General features: G+C 45.4%; 14 protein-coding genes. 5 read left to right on the top strand and 9 right to left on the bottom strand.

Going from position 1 to position 18236, the window contains the following annotated elements; genetic code table 11:
• Window positions 1-107: 107 nt before the first annotated feature.
• From AB4161_RS12805 to lptM, 8 genes are all read right to left on the bottom strand, one after another.
• A complete protein-coding gene (locus AB4161_RS12805) occupies window positions 108-2588 on the bottom strand; it encodes an EAL domain-containing protein (protein WP_017063759.1) in 2481 nt (826 codons plus the stop codon).
• A gap of 192 nt (window positions 2589-2780) precedes the next feature.
• Complete coding sequence (locus AB4161_RS12800; RefSeq protein ID WP_017061017.1) at window positions 2781-5279, bottom strand: EAL domain-containing protein; 2499 nt, start codon at window positions 5277-5279, stop codon at window positions 2781-2783.
• Window positions 5280-5447: 168 nt separating this feature from the next.
• Entirely contained in the window at window positions 5448-6164 is a 717-nt protein-coding gene (gene yigB, locus AB4161_RS12795; protein ID WP_017068593.1) for a 5-amino-6-(5-phospho-D-ribitylamino)uracil phosphatase YigB, read from the bottom strand.
• Window positions 6165-6179: 15 nt separating this feature from the next.
• The gene (xerC, locus tag AB4161_RS12790; RefSeq protein ID WP_017061015.1) at window positions 6180-7112 is read right to left on the bottom strand and encodes a tyrosine recombinase XerC; all 933 of its coding nucleotides are present in this window, start codon (window positions 7110-7112) and stop codon (window positions 6180-6182) included.
• On the bottom strand, window positions 7081-7779 hold the full coding sequence (locus AB4161_RS12785; protein ID WP_017061014.1) for a DUF484 family protein: 699 nt from the start codon (window positions 7777-7779) through the stop codon (window positions 7081-7083). The genes xerC and AB4161_RS12785 overlap by 32 nt, the downstream gene beginning before the upstream one ends.
• 44 nt (window positions 7780-7823) lie before the next feature.
• Window positions 7824-8654 (bottom strand): diaminopimelate epimerase, encoded by an 831-nt coding sequence (dapF, locus tag AB4161_RS12780; RefSeq protein WP_017061013.1) that lies wholly within the window; start codon window positions 8652-8654, stop codon window positions 7824-7826.
• Window positions 8655-8665: 11 nt separating this feature from the next.
• Window positions 8666-9919, bottom strand: coding sequence for a diaminopimelate decarboxylase (gene lysA / locus AB4161_RS12775; RefSeq protein ID WP_017061012.1), 1254 nt, complete (start codon window positions 9917-9919; stop codon window positions 8666-8668).
• A 42-nt stretch (window positions 9920-9961) separates the two neighbouring features.
• On the bottom strand, window positions 9962-10078 hold the full coding sequence (gene lptM / locus AB4161_RS23255; RefSeq protein ID WP_017063757.1) for an LPS translocon maturation chaperone LptM: 117 nt from the start codon (window positions 10076-10078) through the stop codon (window positions 9962-9964).
• 75 nt (window positions 10079-10153) lie between these two features.
• Here lptM and cyaY point away from each other — a divergent pair, with 75 nt between their 5' ends.
• Window positions 10154-10468 (top strand): iron donor protein CyaY, encoded by a 315-nt coding sequence (gene cyaY / locus AB4161_RS12765; protein WP_017061010.1) that lies wholly within the window; start codon window positions 10154-10156, stop codon window positions 10466-10468.
• A 71-nt stretch (window positions 10469-10539) separates the two neighbouring features.
• On the opposite strand, the gene AB4161_RS12760 is transcribed toward cyaY, so the two are convergent.
• Complete coding sequence (locus AB4161_RS12760; RefSeq protein ID WP_372083416.1) at window positions 10540-13068, bottom strand: class I adenylate cyclase; 2529 nt, start codon at window positions 13066-13068, stop codon at window positions 10540-10542.
• A 344-nt stretch (window positions 13069-13412) separates the two neighbouring features.
• On the opposite strand from AB4161_RS12760, the gene hemC reads away from it, so the two are divergent.
• Genes hemC through AB4161_RS12740 form a run of 4 tightly spaced genes read left to right on the top strand, consistent with a single transcriptional unit; the run spans window position 13413 to window position 17509 of the window.
• Window positions 13413-14351, top strand: coding sequence for a hydroxymethylbilane synthase (hemC, locus tag AB4161_RS12755; RefSeq protein ID WP_017061008.1), 939 nt, complete (start codon window positions 13413-13415; stop codon window positions 14349-14351).
• A 2-nt stretch (window positions 14352-14353) separates the two neighbouring features.
• Entirely contained in the window at window positions 14354-15082 is a 729-nt protein-coding gene (locus AB4161_RS12750) for a uroporphyrinogen-III synthase (protein ID WP_017061007.1), read from the top strand.
• 19 nt (window positions 15083-15101) lie between these two features.
• Window positions 15102-16328, top strand: coding sequence for a uroporphyrinogen-III C-methyltransferase (locus AB4161_RS12745; protein WP_065584265.1), 1227 nt, complete (start codon window positions 15102-15104; stop codon window positions 16326-16328).
• Window positions 16328-17509: a heme biosynthesis protein HemY gene (locus AB4161_RS12740; protein WP_017061005.1), complete on the top strand. Its 1182-nt coding sequence runs from the start codon at window positions 16328-16330 to the stop codon at window positions 17507-17509. Before AB4161_RS12745 ends, AB4161_RS12740 begins: the two co-directional genes overlap by 1 nt.
• The last annotated feature ends 727 nt before the right edge of the window (window positions 17510-18236 follow it).

The following is an 18236-nucleotide window of genomic DNA, read 5'->3' as shown; positions in this document are numbered from 1 at the left end:
GACGAGACAGACACTAAAAACAAAAAGGGTGAGCCATAAGCTCACCCTTTTTACATCGTATTTTCGTTATTGAGCCAACCAGTGTTTCACGTGAAACGCTCGCTCCATCAAAACAAACGCTGAGGTTGACCAAAGTAATACCCTTGCAAGTAATCGACCCCCATGTCTTCAGCAATACGGCACACCTGCTCATTATGAACGAACTCCGCCACCGTCTTAGCATTCAGAATCTGGCATAAGCTCACCAACTGCTGAGCGATCTTGCGCTGCTTTTTATCTTTATCAATATTGCGAATCAAACTGCCGTCAAGCTTGATCACCTGTGGTTCTAGCTTCAATATCTCATCAATGTTCGAATAGCCCGAACCAAAGTCATCAACAATAATATTCACACCAAGATCGCGGAAGTGATTACACACCTCAATCAAGCGACCGTAATCCTGAATTTGTTCCGTTTCTAACACCTCCAAGCCAATACGCTGTGGGTGACTGATTTTCTTGATCGCTTGTTCAAGGTGAAGAATGGTTTTCTCATTGCTGAAATCTTGTGGCGCTAAATTAATTGAGAACGAATCGGTTCGCTGACTCATAAAATCGAAGGTGCGCGTTATCATCTGACGACTGAGGCGTGTATAGAGATGGGTTCCTTCAATGATTGGCAAGAACTTACCCGGTGCAATTAACTGGCCGTCCTCTTCAATTCGAACCAAACACTCGTAGCTCTCTACCTGATGACTGTGTGCTGAAACTATGGGCTGAGAGCACGCCACAATATTCTGATTAAGCACCGCGCGACTCACGCACGACAGCCAACCAAGTTGCTCTTGGCGATGCTTCTCCAATTGAATGAGTGCCTTGGCGCTCACTAGGTGCTTGTTCTGGCTGACAGCGCTGCGCCTCGCATCAATCGCCTTCAACAATAAGTCATCAATAGAGGTAGTCGGGAAATCTCGACGGCTGGCGATACCCGCACAGATAGACACCGACAAGTAATCAATATCGGGTAAACCGGTAGGCTCAAAATTCACATGCTCGGTTTGATCGGCAAATTCCGAGAATCGCTGATGAATATGTTCTTGGCTCGCCCAACTATCAAACACCACCGCCCACTCACCAATACCGATACTGTAGAGCTGACAGCCCTCATCAAAGAACTGCCACAGCGCCTTTTGAAAGTACTCACTCAAATCATGCAGAAGCTTGTCACCTACTCGATAACCATACTTCTCATTGATCTGACCAAAGGTCGTGACCTTCAAAGCTAGTAAGTGGCTATCACTGCTCATCTTCGACAGTTTCTCACGCAGCACACTTCGATTGGGTAAACCTGTACGGTGATCAATTCGATAGCTTGCCGTCAATGCAGTGGCTTGCTGCTGAATCTTACTCGCCATGCTGTTGTTCATGTCATCGACATCAAGCAGTGCATTTCGGATCAATGAAAACAGAGGGGATATGTTGGTCGCGGGTTGCGTCTCTAATGGCAATACCGCCTTACCCTCGCCTTCTCTAAGCGCAAGATAAGTGAGGCTATGGTGCAAGATTCGCTGTTGGCCATTCTCTTGATAAAGTTCTCCCATGCAGTAAACGCCATAGCTGTCGGCCAATTTTTGGAAAACCTCAACCTCTTGGTTGCCATCAATAAAGTCGATACGAGATGTACAGTTATAAATGAAGAACTGTTCTGGCCTATGAGAGGCGATCTGCTGCACGCCCAGTCGTATCTGCTCTAAGGTCAGTGATGGATGGTCATAACAAAACCGGACCTCATCGCCCACTTGGAACAGGCCGCTGAATTCTATCTCTCCACTTTCCGTTACCTTGAGCGGTAAGTGAATGTTTTGCTCTTTCGGGTCACCGACCATCAAGGGAAAGTTATGCAGTTGCTCAAAAGGCACTTCGAGGCCATCAGCGAGGTAACGATTGTAGAGTTCGCGAACAGGCATCCCATCCAGTTCCAACAACCGGTTCTCTTGAGCACCTGTCACTCGAAAAGTTCGACCAATCGGATTCCATTCAGTGTAGTAACCCTTAGCGATGGAGAGCTCAACACTGTGCAGCGCCAACATCACATAGGCATTTTCATAGCAAATGCCGTCTAACATCACCCATCGCCCATTATCTGTGATGGTCGATGCACCGCCACAGATCGGTAATGAATACATCGACTGCTCAAACGCTGAAAATAGATCTCGGTTATTTATCTGCAAGCGGTCTGCGAAACAGATGATGCTTTGAGTATTATCATTGCACTCAAGCTGTTGCCACATAGCGTGGCTATCGAGCAATGGTTGTTCGCTATATTCGACAACACCACAAGAGTAAGACGTCGCGTCAAAGCGGGTAACAATCAGATAAAGACCTTGGTGCAGGATGACACCTTGACTAATGTAGTGGTTAGCACTGCAACCAATCAATTTGGCATTGGGAAAAGTCGATTGAATCACTTGGCAGGCAGCCAAAACAGAACCTTTCTCGAAAGACGAAAACACCTGAATCAGTAGGCTTTCATGTTGATGAAAATCTATCTTTTCCAATTCACGTTGGGTTTGCTCAATGTCTTGTATCAGGAGAGAAGTCGACTGCATATTCACATTAATCGTTACGTTAATGATTTATTATTGTGCTTATTATAGATAAGGCTTGCACGGAATACTTGCGATCGCGTTATGAATAATGTGACCTTAGTTAGACATCATTCATTCCGCCAAAAAGCAGTCATTAATGGCGGCGCAGTACTTTTATAGCCAGTCGTTACACAATGCGGGAAGCTTTAACTGCTAAAACAGTCGCTTAGGCTCACCGAAGTAGTAACCCTGCAGATAATCGACACCCATTTGCTCTGCTATCTCACAAACCTGTTGGTTATGGACAAATTCAGCGACCGTTTTGGCATTGAACACTTGGCACAAACGAATCAACTGAGAGGCTATGTTTCTTTGTTTTTGATCTTTGTCGATATTACGAATCAAGCTACCGTCGAGCTTAATGATCTGTGGCTCAAGCTTAATGATTTCCTCGATGTTGGAGTAACCAGAGCCAAAGTCATCAACAATGATTCTCGCCCCAAGCGCACGGAAGTGATCACACACCTCAATCATGCGGCCATAATCTTTAATCTGTTCAGACTCGAGAACTTCTAAACCAAGTCGAGTAGGATCGTTCATAGCACTGATGGCGGTCTCGAGCACCTCAAGCGTCTTGTCGCTCAACAAATCTTGCGGGGATAGGTTGATAGAAAATGGGCTTTGCTTATCCGCCATATAACCTATGGTGTTCTTAATCATGTGTCGGCTGAGGCGAGTGTAAAGGTGCGTGTCGGCAATGATAGGTAAGAACTTACCTGGTGGCACAATGGTACCGTCTGACTCCATGATTCTGACCAAGCACTCTTGGCCAATCATTTCGTGCGTAACCGACTCCACAATTGGCTGGGAATAAGTGATGATGTTCTGATCTAAAATCGCACGACTTACACAGCTCAGCCAGCCTAGTTGCTCTTTGCGATCTTCTTCACTCACCTGAATGTCTTTAGCATTGGTGATGTGGGTATTGTTACGTACTCCATAGCGTCGAGCTTCGATCGCTTTCAATAAGATCTGGTCACCACTGTCGGTTAAGAAGTCACAACGACTAGCAAAGCCGCCACACAGAGAAACTGACAGGTAATCAATATCAGCCAAACCATATGGCTCAAAATTTATGTGTTCGATGTCATCGGCGAACTCAACGAAACCTTCTTTTATTTTCGTACTACCAACACTAGCATTGAAGATAATCGCCCACTCTCCAACACCAATACTGAATAGCTCTACCTTCACGCGAGGCTCTTTAACCACACGAAGCTGTAATCGCTCGATAAAGTGATTAGACAGATCGAGTAGCAGCTGATCCCCCACTTGATAACCATACTTCTCGTTAACCTGATGGAAGTTGGTTAGCTTTAAGGTCAGCAGATGTTCACTGAACAGAATCGTATTGAGGCGCTCTTTCAGTACGATACGGTTCGGCAAACCAGTACGCGAGTCAATGCGATAGCTTTCGGTTAAGCGACGCGCTTGTTGATGGAGTTTCTTTTCCATCTGAGTATTCATACTGTCGAGATCAGCGACTGCATTTCTGACTAGGTTAAGCAATGGCGACACGGTTGAGCCACACTGAAAGTCTTCGCAATGAAACTCTTTAATCTCGTCAGACTCGCGCATAGCGATATAAGTCAAGCTGTGGTGCAGTATCTCTTGGCGGTCTTCATTACGGTATAGCTCCCCCATGCAGTAGGCACCACATGTATTCACTATCCCTTCAAATGGCTTGAGCTCAAGTTTACTGTCGATAAATTCAAGTCGAGATACGCAGTTATAAATGATCACCGATTCAGGCTGATGCATGGCTAGCATCTCGGCACCGTGGTGCACCTTTTCTGCAGTGAGCGATGGGTGGTTATAACAAAACTGCGCCTCTTCACCGACATGCCAAGGGCTATCAAACTCAATACTGCCATCATCATTAATACGTAGCGGCGTCGAGATACCCTTCTTTCTGCCAAGTTCTCGATAAAGTGGAAAGCTCATCAGTTGACTAAAAGGAAGGTCTTTGCCATCCGCAAGGTAATGTTTGAATACTTCAATAGCCGGCTTGTCGTTCAATGCGTATAAGCGATTTCCGATTGCGTGTGTGACTCGTAGCTTCATCCCAATCGGGTTCCACTCAGAGTACGCGTCCGACCAAACCTTCAATCTTGGGTTAGTCAGAGCCACAGCAACACAGGCGTGCTGGTAGGTTTGCTCGTTATACATAACCCAACGGCCAAATTCATTCTCATGGCACAGTCCACCAGCTATCGGCAAGGCGTAAGGCAAATTTTCAAAAGCGCTATAAATAGGATAATCACGCCCTTCAACCTGATCGCACAAGCTGATGACCGTTTTGGTTTCTTCTGTAAGGCGCAGCTGAAAAGCTAAGTCTTGGCTGTCTTGATTTGGATTGCCGGAAAAAGGCTGGACCGCAGAGGTTAGATGGGTTTCGTTGAACTCACTGATGATGACTAAGGTGCATGCACTTTCAAGGCAATTATCACAGATAACATGACGAGCACTCTGGCCAATTAGCGTCGCATTATTTAAACGATTGAGGGCAACACCCGCGATTTGACGAGCTAGATCTGAAGATTGAGCTGAGAAAATTTGAATAAGGTACTGTTTGCTGTCACACCATTCTCGCTGATCAAATTGAGCTCTAAATAACGCCTCAGTATTTGCGAGAAATGTAAATGTTTGCATGCCAACCCTTGTTCAAAATCGAGTGAAGTAACAACCCGCAACCACTGCTATGACTGAAATGAATCGATAAAAAGTAGTCGCCAATTATCCTAGCCTAATCAGGCTTTTATAGGCGACTAATGTAACAATTCAATAGCATAAATGCGACACAATAAGCTTACCGAGCCATTAAATTAGTCGCATAAGATCGCTAAGTTGGTCTATTTCAACATCAGGGAGCACACTCGCCTTCGGGGAGCGGTATAAATTGGAACCAGTGTCATTAAACCAGCACGCTTGGAAGCCATTTTGCTTGGCTCCATAGACATCCGTTTTGAGGTGATCGCCAACATGAAGAATATTCTCAGCGTCACAACCTAGGTGTTGCTGAGCTTTTTCAAACATATCTGGATAGGGTTTTGCTCTGCCATCAGGGCCGGCTTTAAGGATTAATTGAAAGTACAGCCCTAAGCCAATTTTGTGTGGATCGACATTGCCATTGGTAATCGCAACCAGAGGAATACGTTGGCTAAGTTCAGTCATCACTCGATGCGTTTCTTGAGGGACATCGACTTGATTACGCAACCACAAGGCATGCTCAATGCCCTCTCGAGCCGCTTGCTCTGCTTGCTGCAGAGAGTAACCCAATTGCAGCAAACCACTCTTAATCTGAGTTTCACGCCACACGGTGACATCATGTTTCAAAGCTGGGTTTTCAGATGCGACTTGCTGCTTAATGCCCTGCCACTCTTCAAGCGATAAAGAAGCCGACACTGGGTGCTTTTGATAAAGCCACTGTGCCATCTCTTTCTCAACCTTCATGATCACAGGCCAGTTGTCATACAGGGTGTCATCCAAGTCAAAGGTCATGGCTTTGATGGGCTTTAACCCTCGATAAATTCGCATAGTAAACCCTTTAATCTAATCTTTATTCTTCTTACGAGCTCTCGGGTGAGCCTGATCATAAGCTTGTGCTAAGTGTTGGAAATCTAAGTGGGTATACACTTGGGTCGTCGAGATGTTTTCATGGCCAAGCAACTCTTGCACAGCACGAAGATTTTGGCTCGATTCCAGCACATGCGTTGCAAAGGAGTGACGCAGTTTATGCGGGCTGATGTGGCTCGCGACAGATTGCTTCTTGCCCCACTCTTCCATGCGCTTTTGCACGCTGCGATGAGAGATACGAGTCCCGAGCTTAGAGACAAACAGCGCGGTTTCACCCGGTGAAGCCAATTCACCACGAACTTTGAGCCATTTATCGACCCACTCTTTAGCTAAACCAGAAAAAGGCGCTTTGCGTTCTTTGTCGCCTTTACCAATCACTCGGATTTCGCCTTGTCGACCCAACACATCTTTCAGATTGATGCCGACCAGTTCTGCCAGTCGTAATCCAGCACCATACATCACCTCCATCATCGCTCGATCACGAATCGACAATGGATCGTCCTCATTCACATCAAGCAGTTGACCCACTTCATCAACATCGAGGTTTTTAGGCAAAGGGCGTTGTTTGCGAGGTGCAGAGACACCTTTGGCTGGATTGGCGGTCATTTCGCCACGCAACACAAGGAAATCAAAGAAGCTGCGCAGTGACGATAAGCGCGTTGCAATGCTGCTCGCTTTCATTCCCTCACGCATGCCTTTACTGGCCAGTTGTCTGACCCACGCCGCATCGACTTGACCCCAATCCTTTAGCCCTAGAGTGACTAAATGACCGGCCATGGTTTCAAGTTGTTGTTTGTAATTACGTTGGGTGTGTAGGCTGAGTCCCTTCTCGCTTCGGAGATATTCATAGAAGCGAGAAAGTGGCTTTTGAAGGCTGTTAGGAAGAGGTATTTTGGGCTCTAGGCTCATTATTTATCTGCCAAGGTAAGGTGTCCGCCAAATGAGCGACAACAAGTGCTAAATGGCGTAAAAAGAGCGTATCCATATGGGGTTGGAAATGTCCGCCATCTTCACTAGAAAAGGCGAGCAAACCCAATGGAGACTGCTTAGCAAGCGGTAGTACTACATAAGAGCCTAGCTCTGGAACTGGATAATCACCAAACAAATCGTGTCTGTCGGCTTTTCTCAAGCGTCCAAGATAAGCATCTTTGCCATTGAAATGGTTAAGCGAAAACTTAGAGTAACCCTCAGCACTCAACTGATAAAAGCCAGATTGCGAAAGAATACGAACATGAGCCTTAAGCCCAAGATCTAACGCTTTTTGTTCAACGGCTTTTATCACCTGCATGAAGTCACTGCATTTCAGCACTTGCGCTTGCAGATCCATAAACTCATAGAAGGTTTTATCGTTATTTGCTGCCAACGACATCAAGCCAGTGATCTCTTCTTCAAGCTCTTCGATTCGATGACGTTGGCGTTTAAGCTGAACCTCAACCAGAGAAACAGCGCCCTGCTCAACGTTATTGATAGCAAGGCGATCAACCAAATCTTTTCGGTCTTGGAAAAAATCTGGGTTATCACGTAAATATTCCGCGACCACTTCTGCGGTGAGTGCGTCGGCTTCAACGTAAGACAAAACCTATCCTTTATTTTTATGAATATATTTGTTTTGGGTCGTTATTAGCAAGAAAGTTGACCATCAAACACATGCGTTGCAGGGCCGGTCATAAACAGAGGTTTACCCGGGCCTTGCCAGCTAATGTGTAAGTCACCGCCTGGTAGACGAACCTTCACATTCTCAGCCAGTAAGCCTTGAGTGATACCCACTGCAACTGCGCCACACGCTCCGCTGCCACATGCCTGAGTTTCACCCGCGCCGCGTTCGTAAACACGTAGACGAACTTCTTCACGGTTAACGACCTGCATAAAGCCAGCATTAACACGCTCAGGGAAACGTTCATGTGATTCAAGTAGTGGGCCTAAGGTGTCCACATCAGCCGTGTCGACGTCATCAACCACGGTAACCACATGTGGGTTACCCATGCTTACCGCACCACAGAATAAGGTGTGTACATCCGTTCTTAGAATATACGTCTTCTCTGGCTGCTTGGCCTTGAATGGAATCTTGCCGGGTTCGAACTCAGGAATGCCCATGTTCACCGTGATCAGGTCATTCTCTTCAATCTTGAGAACCATTTTACCTTTCTTGGTACTCACGTTGATGCTGTACTTATTCGTTAAGCCTTTCATGCGAACGAATCGTGCAAAACAACGTGCACCATTGCCACACTGCTCCACTTCACTGCCATCCGCATTGAATATGCGGTAATGGAAATCAGTTTCTGGATCATAGGGAGCCTCAACCACAAGTAGCTGATCAAAGCCCACACCAGTGTGACGATCCGCCAAACGACGGATCAAATCTGGAGAAAAGAAAATATTTTGAGTAATGCAGTCCACGACCATGAAATCATTGCCCAAACCATGCATTTTAGAAAAGTGGAAGTGCATAACGCTTAAAATTACTCCGGAAGAATGTTTTCAAGTTCCCACAGACTCGTAAGCTCTTCACGCTGACGAACCAAGTGAGTTTTATCGCCATCCACCATCACTTCAGCCGCACGCGAACGAGTGTTGTAGTTAGATGACATCGCGAAGCCATAAGCACCCGCTGAACGAACTGCTAGCAGATCACCTTCTTCAAGAACAAGGTCACGATCTTTACCTAGGAAATCGCCTGTCTCACAGATTGGGCCAACCAAATCGTAAGTCACAGCTTCACCCTGACGAGGGCTAACAGGAACAATATCCTGCCAAGCTTGATAAAGTGCTGGGCGCATTAGATCGTTCATTGCTGCATCGATGATGGCAAAGTTCTTGTGCTCTGTTGGCTTGAGGAACTCGACTTTCGTTAATAATACACCAGCGTTAGCAGCAATCGCTCTTCCAGGCTCGAAAATCAGCTCTAGATCAGAATGATTGTCTAGGCGAGCCAATAAGGCTTTCGCGTAGTCAGAAGGCTGTGGTGGTAATTCATCACGATAAACCACACCCAAACCGCCACCGACATCAAGGTGTTTGATGTTGATACCGTTAGCACGTAGCTGATCGATCAGCGCAAGCAGGCGATCGGTTGCATCGATGAAAGGTTCGATATCCGTTAACTGAGAACCAATGTGGCAATCAATACCATGGATAGACAAGTTATCGAGTGTTTTTGCAAACTCATAAACAGCAGGAGCACGGTCGAAAGCGATACCAAACTTGTTATCACGCAGACCTGTAGAGATATAAGGGTGAGTGTTGGCATCAACGTCTGGGTTGATACGCAGTGAAATCGGCGCTTTAACACCAAGCTCACCAGCTACTTTATTCAGTCGCTCTAGTTCTGGTTCAGACTCTACGTTGAAACACTTAATGTTCAACTCAAGCGCACGCTTCATTTCAGCGGCTGTTTTACCGACACCAGAGAATACAACTTTTGCTGGATCGCCACCGGCAGCAACCACACGCTCTAGCTCACCGCCAGAAACGATATCGAAGCCAGAGCCCAAACGAGCCAAAGTATTCAACACGCCAAGGTTTGAGTTAGCTTTAACGGCATAACACACCAAGTGCGGATGCTCACCAACCGATGAATCAAACGCATTCCAGTGGCGTTCTAATGTTGCACGAGAATATACATACAGCGGTGTACCATATTGCTCTGCTAGTTGTGAAAGTGCGACGTCCTCAGCCCAAAGCTGGCCATCTTCCTGATAGTTGAAGTAATCCAAAGTTCTTATCCCTTATAAATAACGATTTCTGCGTGTTTTCACTTATTGTGATTGTTCGGTTTGCTGAACTTCATCAGGATCGTACAAAGGACCCGTTTGACCACAACCAGAAAGTCCAATAACGGACATCATAAATAGAGCAGCAATTAATTTTTTCATTTTGCATATCGTGATTATTAACTCAATGCCCCCTATAATCGCACCACACTCAGGAAAAGCAATAGGATAGAAAGGATGAACGAGACTGAATTTCATCAGCTGGTCGATATACAGATGCAAAACATCGAAGAAGCTATCGATGAATCAGAGGCAGATATTGATTACGAAGTGACTGGTAACGTGATGACGCTGGAGTTTGAGAACCGCAGCCAAATCATCATTAACCGCCAAGAACCAATGAAAGAAATCTGGTTAGCGTCTAAATCTGGTGGCTTTCACTTCAAGCTAGTTGACGACAAGTGGACATGTTCAAAGACAGGCATGGAGCTGTTTGAGATGGTTAAAGAAGAATGCGTGAAGCACGCAGGTGAAGCGATCGATTGGGTCTAATCATTTGTAAGCAAAACTAAAAAGGAGTGAATCAATCACTCCTTTTTCAATATCAATCGGGCTTAGTAAGACTAGATGTTGACTATCTTTGAGCTCCGAGAAGCTAAAGTTGCATCGTTACGATAAGGCACAACGTAAGAATTGCCTTCTTCAGGATGAACGATTTGGTAGTACTGAGGTAGGTTAAAGTTAATCAACTTAGACGACATCTTCGACTCATCTTTTACCGATGTGTAGAAAGAATTCACGCTCGCGATCATCTCATCTTTTTCACCGCTGTACTGGTGGTAGACCTCAACTTGGTTCGACTCGTCCAATACATAAATATTGAAGCCTTTGTCGGTATCTTCGAAAAAGAACTGAATCAAGCCCTCACTCGCAAAACCATCCACCACTTCTGGTAGCTGATACTCTTGCTCTTTATCGAGCATCAGTAAAGGTGAGCCTTTGAGCTTATTGGTTGAGATGCTACGGTAGAAATCGACCGAGTTTTCCAACATCTGTACCGACACACCACGACGTTCGAAGAACAGACCAAACATCTTATTAGCTAAACGAATAGCCTTAAAGCGGCGGCGCTTCTCGGGTTCAATCGGTTTCAATCGTAAATCGATACACTCAGCAAGCAGTTGATACACCATGTTACGCATCACACCACGCAGGTTTTTGCTGTAACAGAACACATCAACCGATTCTGGCGGTAAAGCATCTTGGTGCATTTTGCCAAGCACCGTCTTCAGCGCATCCAGCATTGCCGTATCACCTTGGAAATGCAGCGTACGTACTTCATGCCAAGAGTTACGATAAACTAAGTCGACACTGCCGACTAAGCTCTTACCTTCCTCACCAAAGCTGAAGATATCGGCGTTCTTGAGGTCCACTTTTAATGCACGACCACTTAATTCAGACGTCGGGTCATTTTCAAAGTTGATGAACATCGCTAGCTGGCTTATCTCACACGGGCTCGCCAGTGCTTGCATACTTGGGCGACGCTTACGCAAAGAAAACGTATTACGCAGGTCGCTCACCATTTGATAGAACTTATCGATATCGATGTGAGCGTCACGTACCACAGAGTGCAAACGTGTCGACTCGGTAATCAAGCCATTAAAAAACGACCATGCTACCAACTTACTCAAGTACTCATGGTGCTCTAGAGAAGGCTGACCAAGAATGCGGTGTGCAACCAGTGGCTGCTTATACAAGTACCAACCTGCTTTATTCGACTGACCCTGACGAACTTCGATGAAGCTCAAGTCGGGTTCATGCAGATCCGGAGAGATTTGTGGGTTCAGCAGTGTCACTTTACCTGGCAATACCTCAAACGCAGCGTAAAGCTTACGTGCCAAGATGCTGATATCTTGTGGACTGATTGCCGAAGTGATGTCGTTACGACGCGCAAATTGAATCAGATTACGGTAGCTCAGCATCAAGGCATCAAGCAGTGCATGGTGCACCACTTTAACCTGCTCAACCTTCCAGTTACGGCGGTTATCGAGCTCAGCAATGGTTTCATGTCCCCAATTCCAAGACTTAGTCATCTCAGTCAAGGCTTCACGACGCCACGCAACAGAACCAATGCCCGCATCTCGTGACAGCTTCTCGTGGGTCTTAAGATAAAAACAGCGTCTTACCAAGTCCAATCGAGTGTGGTCGTTAATGCGTTCTAGATAGCGCGTTACCTTTTCAAGCATCAGATAGTAGCTATCCATGCCATACAGATCCGGTTCATCCGCAAAGAAGCGGCGCTTGGTATCAATACTCAGCAGTTGGGTGTTTGGGTATTCCCACGAATAGGCCTCTAACAGGATCGCCTTCAAAACCGATTTATACGGTGAGTCGATACTCTTATAGAGCTGCCACAGGTTTGAACCAAAGTACTCTTCAGCGGGAATACGATTCAGCTTGCCGAAATCGATCCACTGCGAGCAATCAAGATAACCATCCTGACACAAACCTTGAACATACTCGTCGTAACACTCTTCCATTTCTGGCGGAATGATTTGCCACAACAAACGCTGACCAGCTAAACGAACCGCAGAGCGATAAAACTCATCAAGCAATAATAAGTGCTGTGAAGAACCACAGTTATCGCCGGTCATCTCTTCTGAATGGTTCGAACGGAAACGCTCTTCATCCATCAAGAAGAAGTTCGCTTCTACTCCCAAGGTTTCAGCCCAATCGGTAATCAAGAGACACTTGTTGGTTAGGCTATCGCGAGAGGCGCCATCCATATCCGGGGAAACACACACCCAGATATCAAGATCACTTGAAGTGCTTTGACCAATAGAAGAAGTACTACCCATGGTGTACAAGCCAAGGATTGCTGGTTCATCCGTCTCGGTGAGTTTGCCACCCAGCGTTAATTCGGTATCAGAGACAAATTGCTTTTGGAATTCATTAAGCGTGAAGCTACGAATTCCAAAAGGAACTTTTTGGTCATAATAACCAGGCATCATCGGGTGATTGAAGTGAAGCAGTGCGGGAATAAGGTTGAATACTCGCTGGCCTTGCACATTCATCAACGCCAACGCACGATCAATGCGCTGCTGATTTAGATTGTCTAATCGTTGAATCAAAGTTTGAGTGTAAGCCTGCAAGGTAAGTCCTTGGTTTGAGGTTAAGTGCAGTTCTGTTTAGTTACTGAACGAAAGGAGCAACAAAACGTGATCAATTTAACACTTTTACCCTTAATGGTAAAGCAAAGGAACCCGTCATACTGGTCAATTCCTTGATGACAGAAAGTTAAACTCACGGCGCCGTAGTGTCCTCTTTATTGACTATTTCTAATAATAGCCCATGTTTCAAATGAGATACTAATCACACTATTTTGGTGAACTCATGAAAATCTCTCAGCTATCAAAGTATGGAATGATCAAACAGTAAGAATTCTCGCCTCATAATGGTAGGATTAGGCTATTACAGAACCTATATCGGAAACACCATGACAAATTCAGCACCAATCCGTATCGCGACCAGAAAAAGCCCTCTTGCCCTTTGGCAGGCATACTTTGTAAGGGATGCACTGCAAGCTGCTCACCCTGGTTTAGAGGTTGAGTTGGTAACTATGGTGACCAAAGGTGACATCATCCTAGACACTCCGCTTGCTAAAGTGGGTGGTAAAGGACTGTTCGTTAAAGAACTTGAAGTAGCCATGCTAGAAGGTCGTGCTGACCTAGCGGTTCACTCAATGAAAGATGTACCTGTCGACTTCCCTGAAGGTCTAGGTCTGGTAACAATTTGTGAGCGCGAAGATCCGCGTGACGCTTTCGTATCAAACACTTACAACAACATCGACGAACTCCCACAAGGTGCTGTCGTGGGTACGTGCAGTCTGCGTCGCCAATGCCAACTGTTAGAATACCGCCCAGATCTGATCATCAAAGAGCTGCGCGGCAACGTTGGTACTCGTCTAGGTAAACTCGATGATGGTCAATACGATGCGATCGTACTGGCTGCTGCAGGTCTTAAACGTCTAGAGCTAGAAGAGCGTATTCGTAGCTTCATCGAACCAGAGCAGTCTCTCCCTGCTGTTGGCCAAGGCGCTGTTGGTATTGAGTGTCGCCTTGATGACGAGCGTCTGATTAAACTCCTTGAACCACTGAATCATAAAGACACGGCTGATCGTGTACTGTGCGAACGTGCAATGAACCTTACCCTAGAAGGTGGCTGTCAGGTTCCTATCGGCAGCTACTCATTATTAGATGGCGAAAACATCTGGCTACGTGCATTAGTTGGTGAACCGGACGGTTCTAAGATGGTTCGTGGTGAGATCTCTGGCCCTCGCAAAGATGCAGAAGCACTTGGCGTGACTCTGGCAAATCAATTGCTGGATGATGGCGCGAGAGAAATCTTAACCAAGCTCTACGTTGACCAAGAATAATCATGACAGTGTTGGTGACTCGTCCCGGTTCAGAGGGACAATCGCTTTGCCAACAACTAGCGGATGAAGGGGTTCAAGCAATCCATCATCCGCTGATTCGTATCGTGGATAATCCCAACTCTGCGGATTTAAGCACCCAGCTTAATAACAGCGATATCATTATTGCAGTCAGTCACCACGCCGTGGCGGCTGCCCAAAGCATCCTTTCAAAAACCTCATCCATTTGGCCTACTTCGCCGCTTTATCTTGGCGTTGGTCAAAAAACTGCGCACGTTTTAAGCAAAGTCTGTAAACAAAAAGTAAACTATCCTCAAGTTAGTGATAGTGAACATCTTCTTAAACTTACTGAACTTAATGGCGTAGAAAATAAGTCCATTTTGATACTACGTGGCAATGGTGGGCGTGAGCTCATTAGGGATTCTCTACTCAATCGAGGTGCACAAGTCTCTTATTGTGAGACCTACCGTAGAGAATATATTCCTATTAGCGACCACAATACCTATCAAACATGGATAAACAAAAAAACGTCCAAAGTTGTCATCACTAGTCAGGAACAATTGGAGTATCTCTGCTCAATTACCCCTGATGAGTATTTGGCTTGGCTTTCAACAAGACATCTATTTGTCCCAAGCCAGCGCATTGTAGAACGAGCACAACAACTCGGCTTCTCGAATGTGACCAATACTCACAGTGCTACGAACCAAATATTACTGGCTGCTCTCCGGCCCTAGCTAGAAACAGGAAATAAGCATGACAAGCAAAAAAAATAATGAGCATATTGAACCTGAAAAGAAACAAGATACTCAGCCAGTAGTTGTTGAAAACGAAAAAGCTGACTCTACAGAGACAAAACAACCTGAACAGAAGCTTGATGCCTCTGCTTCAAATACCGCTAAAAATGAGCAGCCTCAAGCTGAGCATAAAGAGCAAATAGAGAAAGCAGAAAAGCAAGGTAAGCGCGGTGTCAAACTAGGCGCTATTGCGATCGCTATTTCAATTATCTTCAGTGGCGGTATCGCATTTCAAATGCAGCAAAAGAGCGCTGAATACTCGGCTCAAATAGCCGCTCTTCAAGCACAACTTCAAAATACCCAATCTGCGGTAAATAAAGACCTACAAACCATCAAGCAAGAGACTATCCAAGAAGCCTCACACGCGGTGGAGAAAACTCAGGTCGTGCAATCTCAACAGCAGAAGAGCATTCAAAGCCTGCAGTTAGCAGTGGCTGACGTGAAAGGTCGCCGCCCGAATGACTGGTTACTTGCCGAAGCCGATTACCTTGTGAAACTAGCAGGACGTAAACTGTTCCTCGAGCATGATGCCGTTAGCGCAACCAAGTTAATGGAAAGCGCCGATCAACGTATCGCAGCACTGAATGACCCGAGCTTAGTGTCACTGCGTCAATCAATGACCAATGACATTACCAAGCTTCGCACTATTCCTCTGATCGACCGTGACGGCTTAGTTCTGCGTATCACAAGCTTGCAACAGCAAGTCGATACACTGCCGCTTGCCAATGCGATTCTTCCAGAAGCTGCGGCTGTTGAGAAAAAAGCGGTATCGCAAGATATTAATGATTGGCAGAACAACCTGATGACGTCGATGAAAGACTTCTCAGAAAACTTCATTACCTTCCGTAGTCGTGATGGCGAAGTTATCCCTCTACTATCACCAGAACAGCACTTCTACCTTCGTGAAAACATCAAAGGTAAATTAGAAACCGCGATTCGCGCCGTCTACAAAGAACAAGGTGAACTCTATAGCGCAGCTCTTAATACCGCTAGCGAGTGGTCGAAAGCTTATCTAAATCAAGATAACAACTCAGTGATTGAATTTGAGAAAGCGATTAAACAGCTAAGTGAACAGAACATTTCTGTGAAATACCCTGTAAAGCTTGAGTCTCAAAATGAGTTGTCAGATGTGATACGTGAGCGCCTACGTCGTGAAGTCACCGTTATGACCACGGAGGAAAAATAATGATTCGTTGGATTTTTCTTTTTCTCGTTCTAGGTGCTGGGTTAATTGTTGGTACTCAGTTCTCTGGTCAACAAGGCTACGTTCTGATCTCAATTGCGAATAAGACCATTGAGATGAGCGTAACAACACTGGTTATCTTCGTCATTGCTCTTCTAGCGGCTCTATTCGGCTTAGAGTACCTATTTAAAAAGCTTATGTACGCAAGCTCGACAACTTGGAACTGGTTCAGTGTTCGTAAGCTGAAACGTTCTCGTCGTTATACCAATGAAGGCATTATCAAGCTACTTGAAGGTGACTGGAAAGGCGCTGAGAAGAAAGTAACTCGTTGGGCTAACCATCACGACATGCCTCTACTTTGTTATTTAGTCGCTTCTCAAGCGGCACACGAACAAGGTAATACAAGTGAGCGAGATAAGTACATCGAGCTTGCTAGCCAACAGGACGACTCTCTACTAGCGGTTGAGCTAACTAAAGCTAAACAGCAAATCAGCGAGTCAAACTACGAAGCTGCATTCGATACACTTTCGACCCTAAAAGGCACATACCCTAATAACACTGCTGTACTTGGCCTGTTAAAAGCCACTTACTTGCAACTGAAGTTATGGCAGCCATTGCTAGAGTTAACTCCTAAATTAGTTAAGAACAAACTTCTAACAGCTGATGAGCAACGTGAATTAGAACAGAAAGCACAATGTGGGCTACTTCATGATGTGGCACAACAGCAAGGTAGCGAAGGTTTAATCAGCCATTGGAACAAGCTTTCAAGAAAACAGAAACAAAGTTCGCACCTTGTATCCTGCTTTGTGAAGCAACTTATCGCTCGCAAAGCTGACTCAGAAGCCTTCACTGTGATCAAAGAGAACATTGCAAAGAGTGGGTCAAATGAACTCTACATGTTGCTTCCAGAGCTGAACTTATCCGATCACCACCCAGTAGTGGTCATGCTAGAACGTGCAATTAGTAAAGACAGTGGTAATGCCGAAGCACACAGCGCGCTGGCTCAGTTCTACTTAAGAGAGCAGAAGTGGGCGGAAGCACAAAGCCACTTCGAAAAAGCCCTAGCACTTCGTTCAAATGTTTCAGATTACGGATACCTATCTGACGCCCTAGAGAAGCAAAACTTAACGAAAGCAGCTCACGAGGTTTCTCGTAAAGCGCTCGCTCTAGTTCAACCCGCTTAATTCAAAGTGACTCAAACTAAGCCGATGTCTAACATCGGCTTTTTTGTATCTGTTACTTATCCATAGATAACTTCTACAATACCTATAAACCAAACGCCTCGAACCCTACCCATCCAATGCTACCAAACCAACTAATCATGAAATTGCTCAATCGGGCCTCTCAAACAGACGGAGAACGACTTTAATTATGTCTGTACGTAGTTTTACCATTCTTATAAACAAGTCCTTATAAGAGGTTCGAGAGAAGTCATAGAGAAAAGTGACACCTAGAAGCTCAAGAGTAAATGGAGATCACCTTGAGAGAAGGCGTTTAAAGATATTTACCCGCAGACAGATACCCACTTTAAATCACGCTGAATTAACAATTAAATAGACATCAATGTTCCAACTATAAACCGTTATAACCGGGGAGTTCACGTAACTGCCTGTAGATTAATCTATTAAGTAGAGGGAGATAGCAAGAGTTACCGACCAACAAAACCTTGTTATTAGAAACGAGGCATCTTTATCAGCCAGTTCAAATTAGTAGGAGATAGAGCTCTCAAGACGCTCAGGAAAAGTTAATCAACGAACCAATAGCCACAAGTATAAACTTACGTAATCAAGCGCTGCTAGAGAGAGCAGAGCTTAATAATAAGTGTCGGAATATCAGAGCTCGTGATCAACGTAAAGCGCCTCTACAAACTCTGAGACGAATAATAAGACTCATACCAATCCGGAAAATTAA

Origin of the sequence: Vibrio sp. 10N.286.51.E5 (assembly GCF_041469125.1) — a bacterium.
Lineage (GTDB): Bacteria > Pseudomonadota > Gammaproteobacteria > Enterobacterales > Vibrionaceae > Vibrio > Vibrio crassostreae_C.
The sequence above is the reverse complement of the archived record's forward strand: the minus strand, read 5'-3'. Positions and strand labels throughout refer to the sequence as shown.

Coding starts and splice junctions, on each gene's coding strand:
- AB4161_RS12805 (WP_017063759.1), bottom strand. CDS start 2,588: ATGCAGTCGACTTCTCTCCTGATACAAGACATTGAGCAAACCCAACGT.
- AB4161_RS12800 (WP_017061017.1), bottom strand. CDS start 5,279: ATGCAAACATTTACATTTCTCGCAAATACTGAGGCGTTATTTAGAGCT.
- yigB (WP_017068593.1), bottom strand. CDS start 6,164: ATGCGAATTTATCGAGGGTTAAAGCCCATCAAAGCCATGACCTTTGAC.
- xerC (WP_017061015.1), bottom strand. CDS start 7,112: ATGAGCCTAGAGCCCAAAATACCTCTTCCTAACAGCCTTCAAAAGCCA.
- dapF (WP_017061013.1), bottom strand. CDS start 8,654: ATGCACTTCCACTTTTCTAAAATGCATGGTTTGGGCAATGATTTCATG.
- lptM (WP_017063757.1), bottom strand. CDS start 10,078: ATGAAAAAATTAATTGCTGCTCTATTTATGATGTCCGTTATTGGACTT.
- cyaY (WP_017061010.1), top strand. CDS start 10,154: ATGAACGAGACTGAATTTCATCAGCTGGTCGATATACAGATGCAAAAC.
- hemC (WP_017061008.1), top strand. CDS start 13,413: ATGACAAATTCAGCACCAATCCGTATCGCGACCAGAAAAAGCCCTCTT.
- AB4161_RS12750 (WP_017061007.1), top strand. CDS start 14,354: ATGACAGTGTTGGTGACTCGTCCCGGTTCAGAGGGACAATCGCTTTGC.
- AB4161_RS12745 (WP_065584265.1), top strand. CDS start 15,102: ATGACAAGCAAAAAAAATAATGAGCATATTGAACCTGAAAAGAAACAA.
- AB4161_RS12740 (WP_017061005.1), top strand. CDS start 16,328: ATGATTCGTTGGATTTTTCTTTTTCTCGTTCTAGGTGCTGGGTTAATT.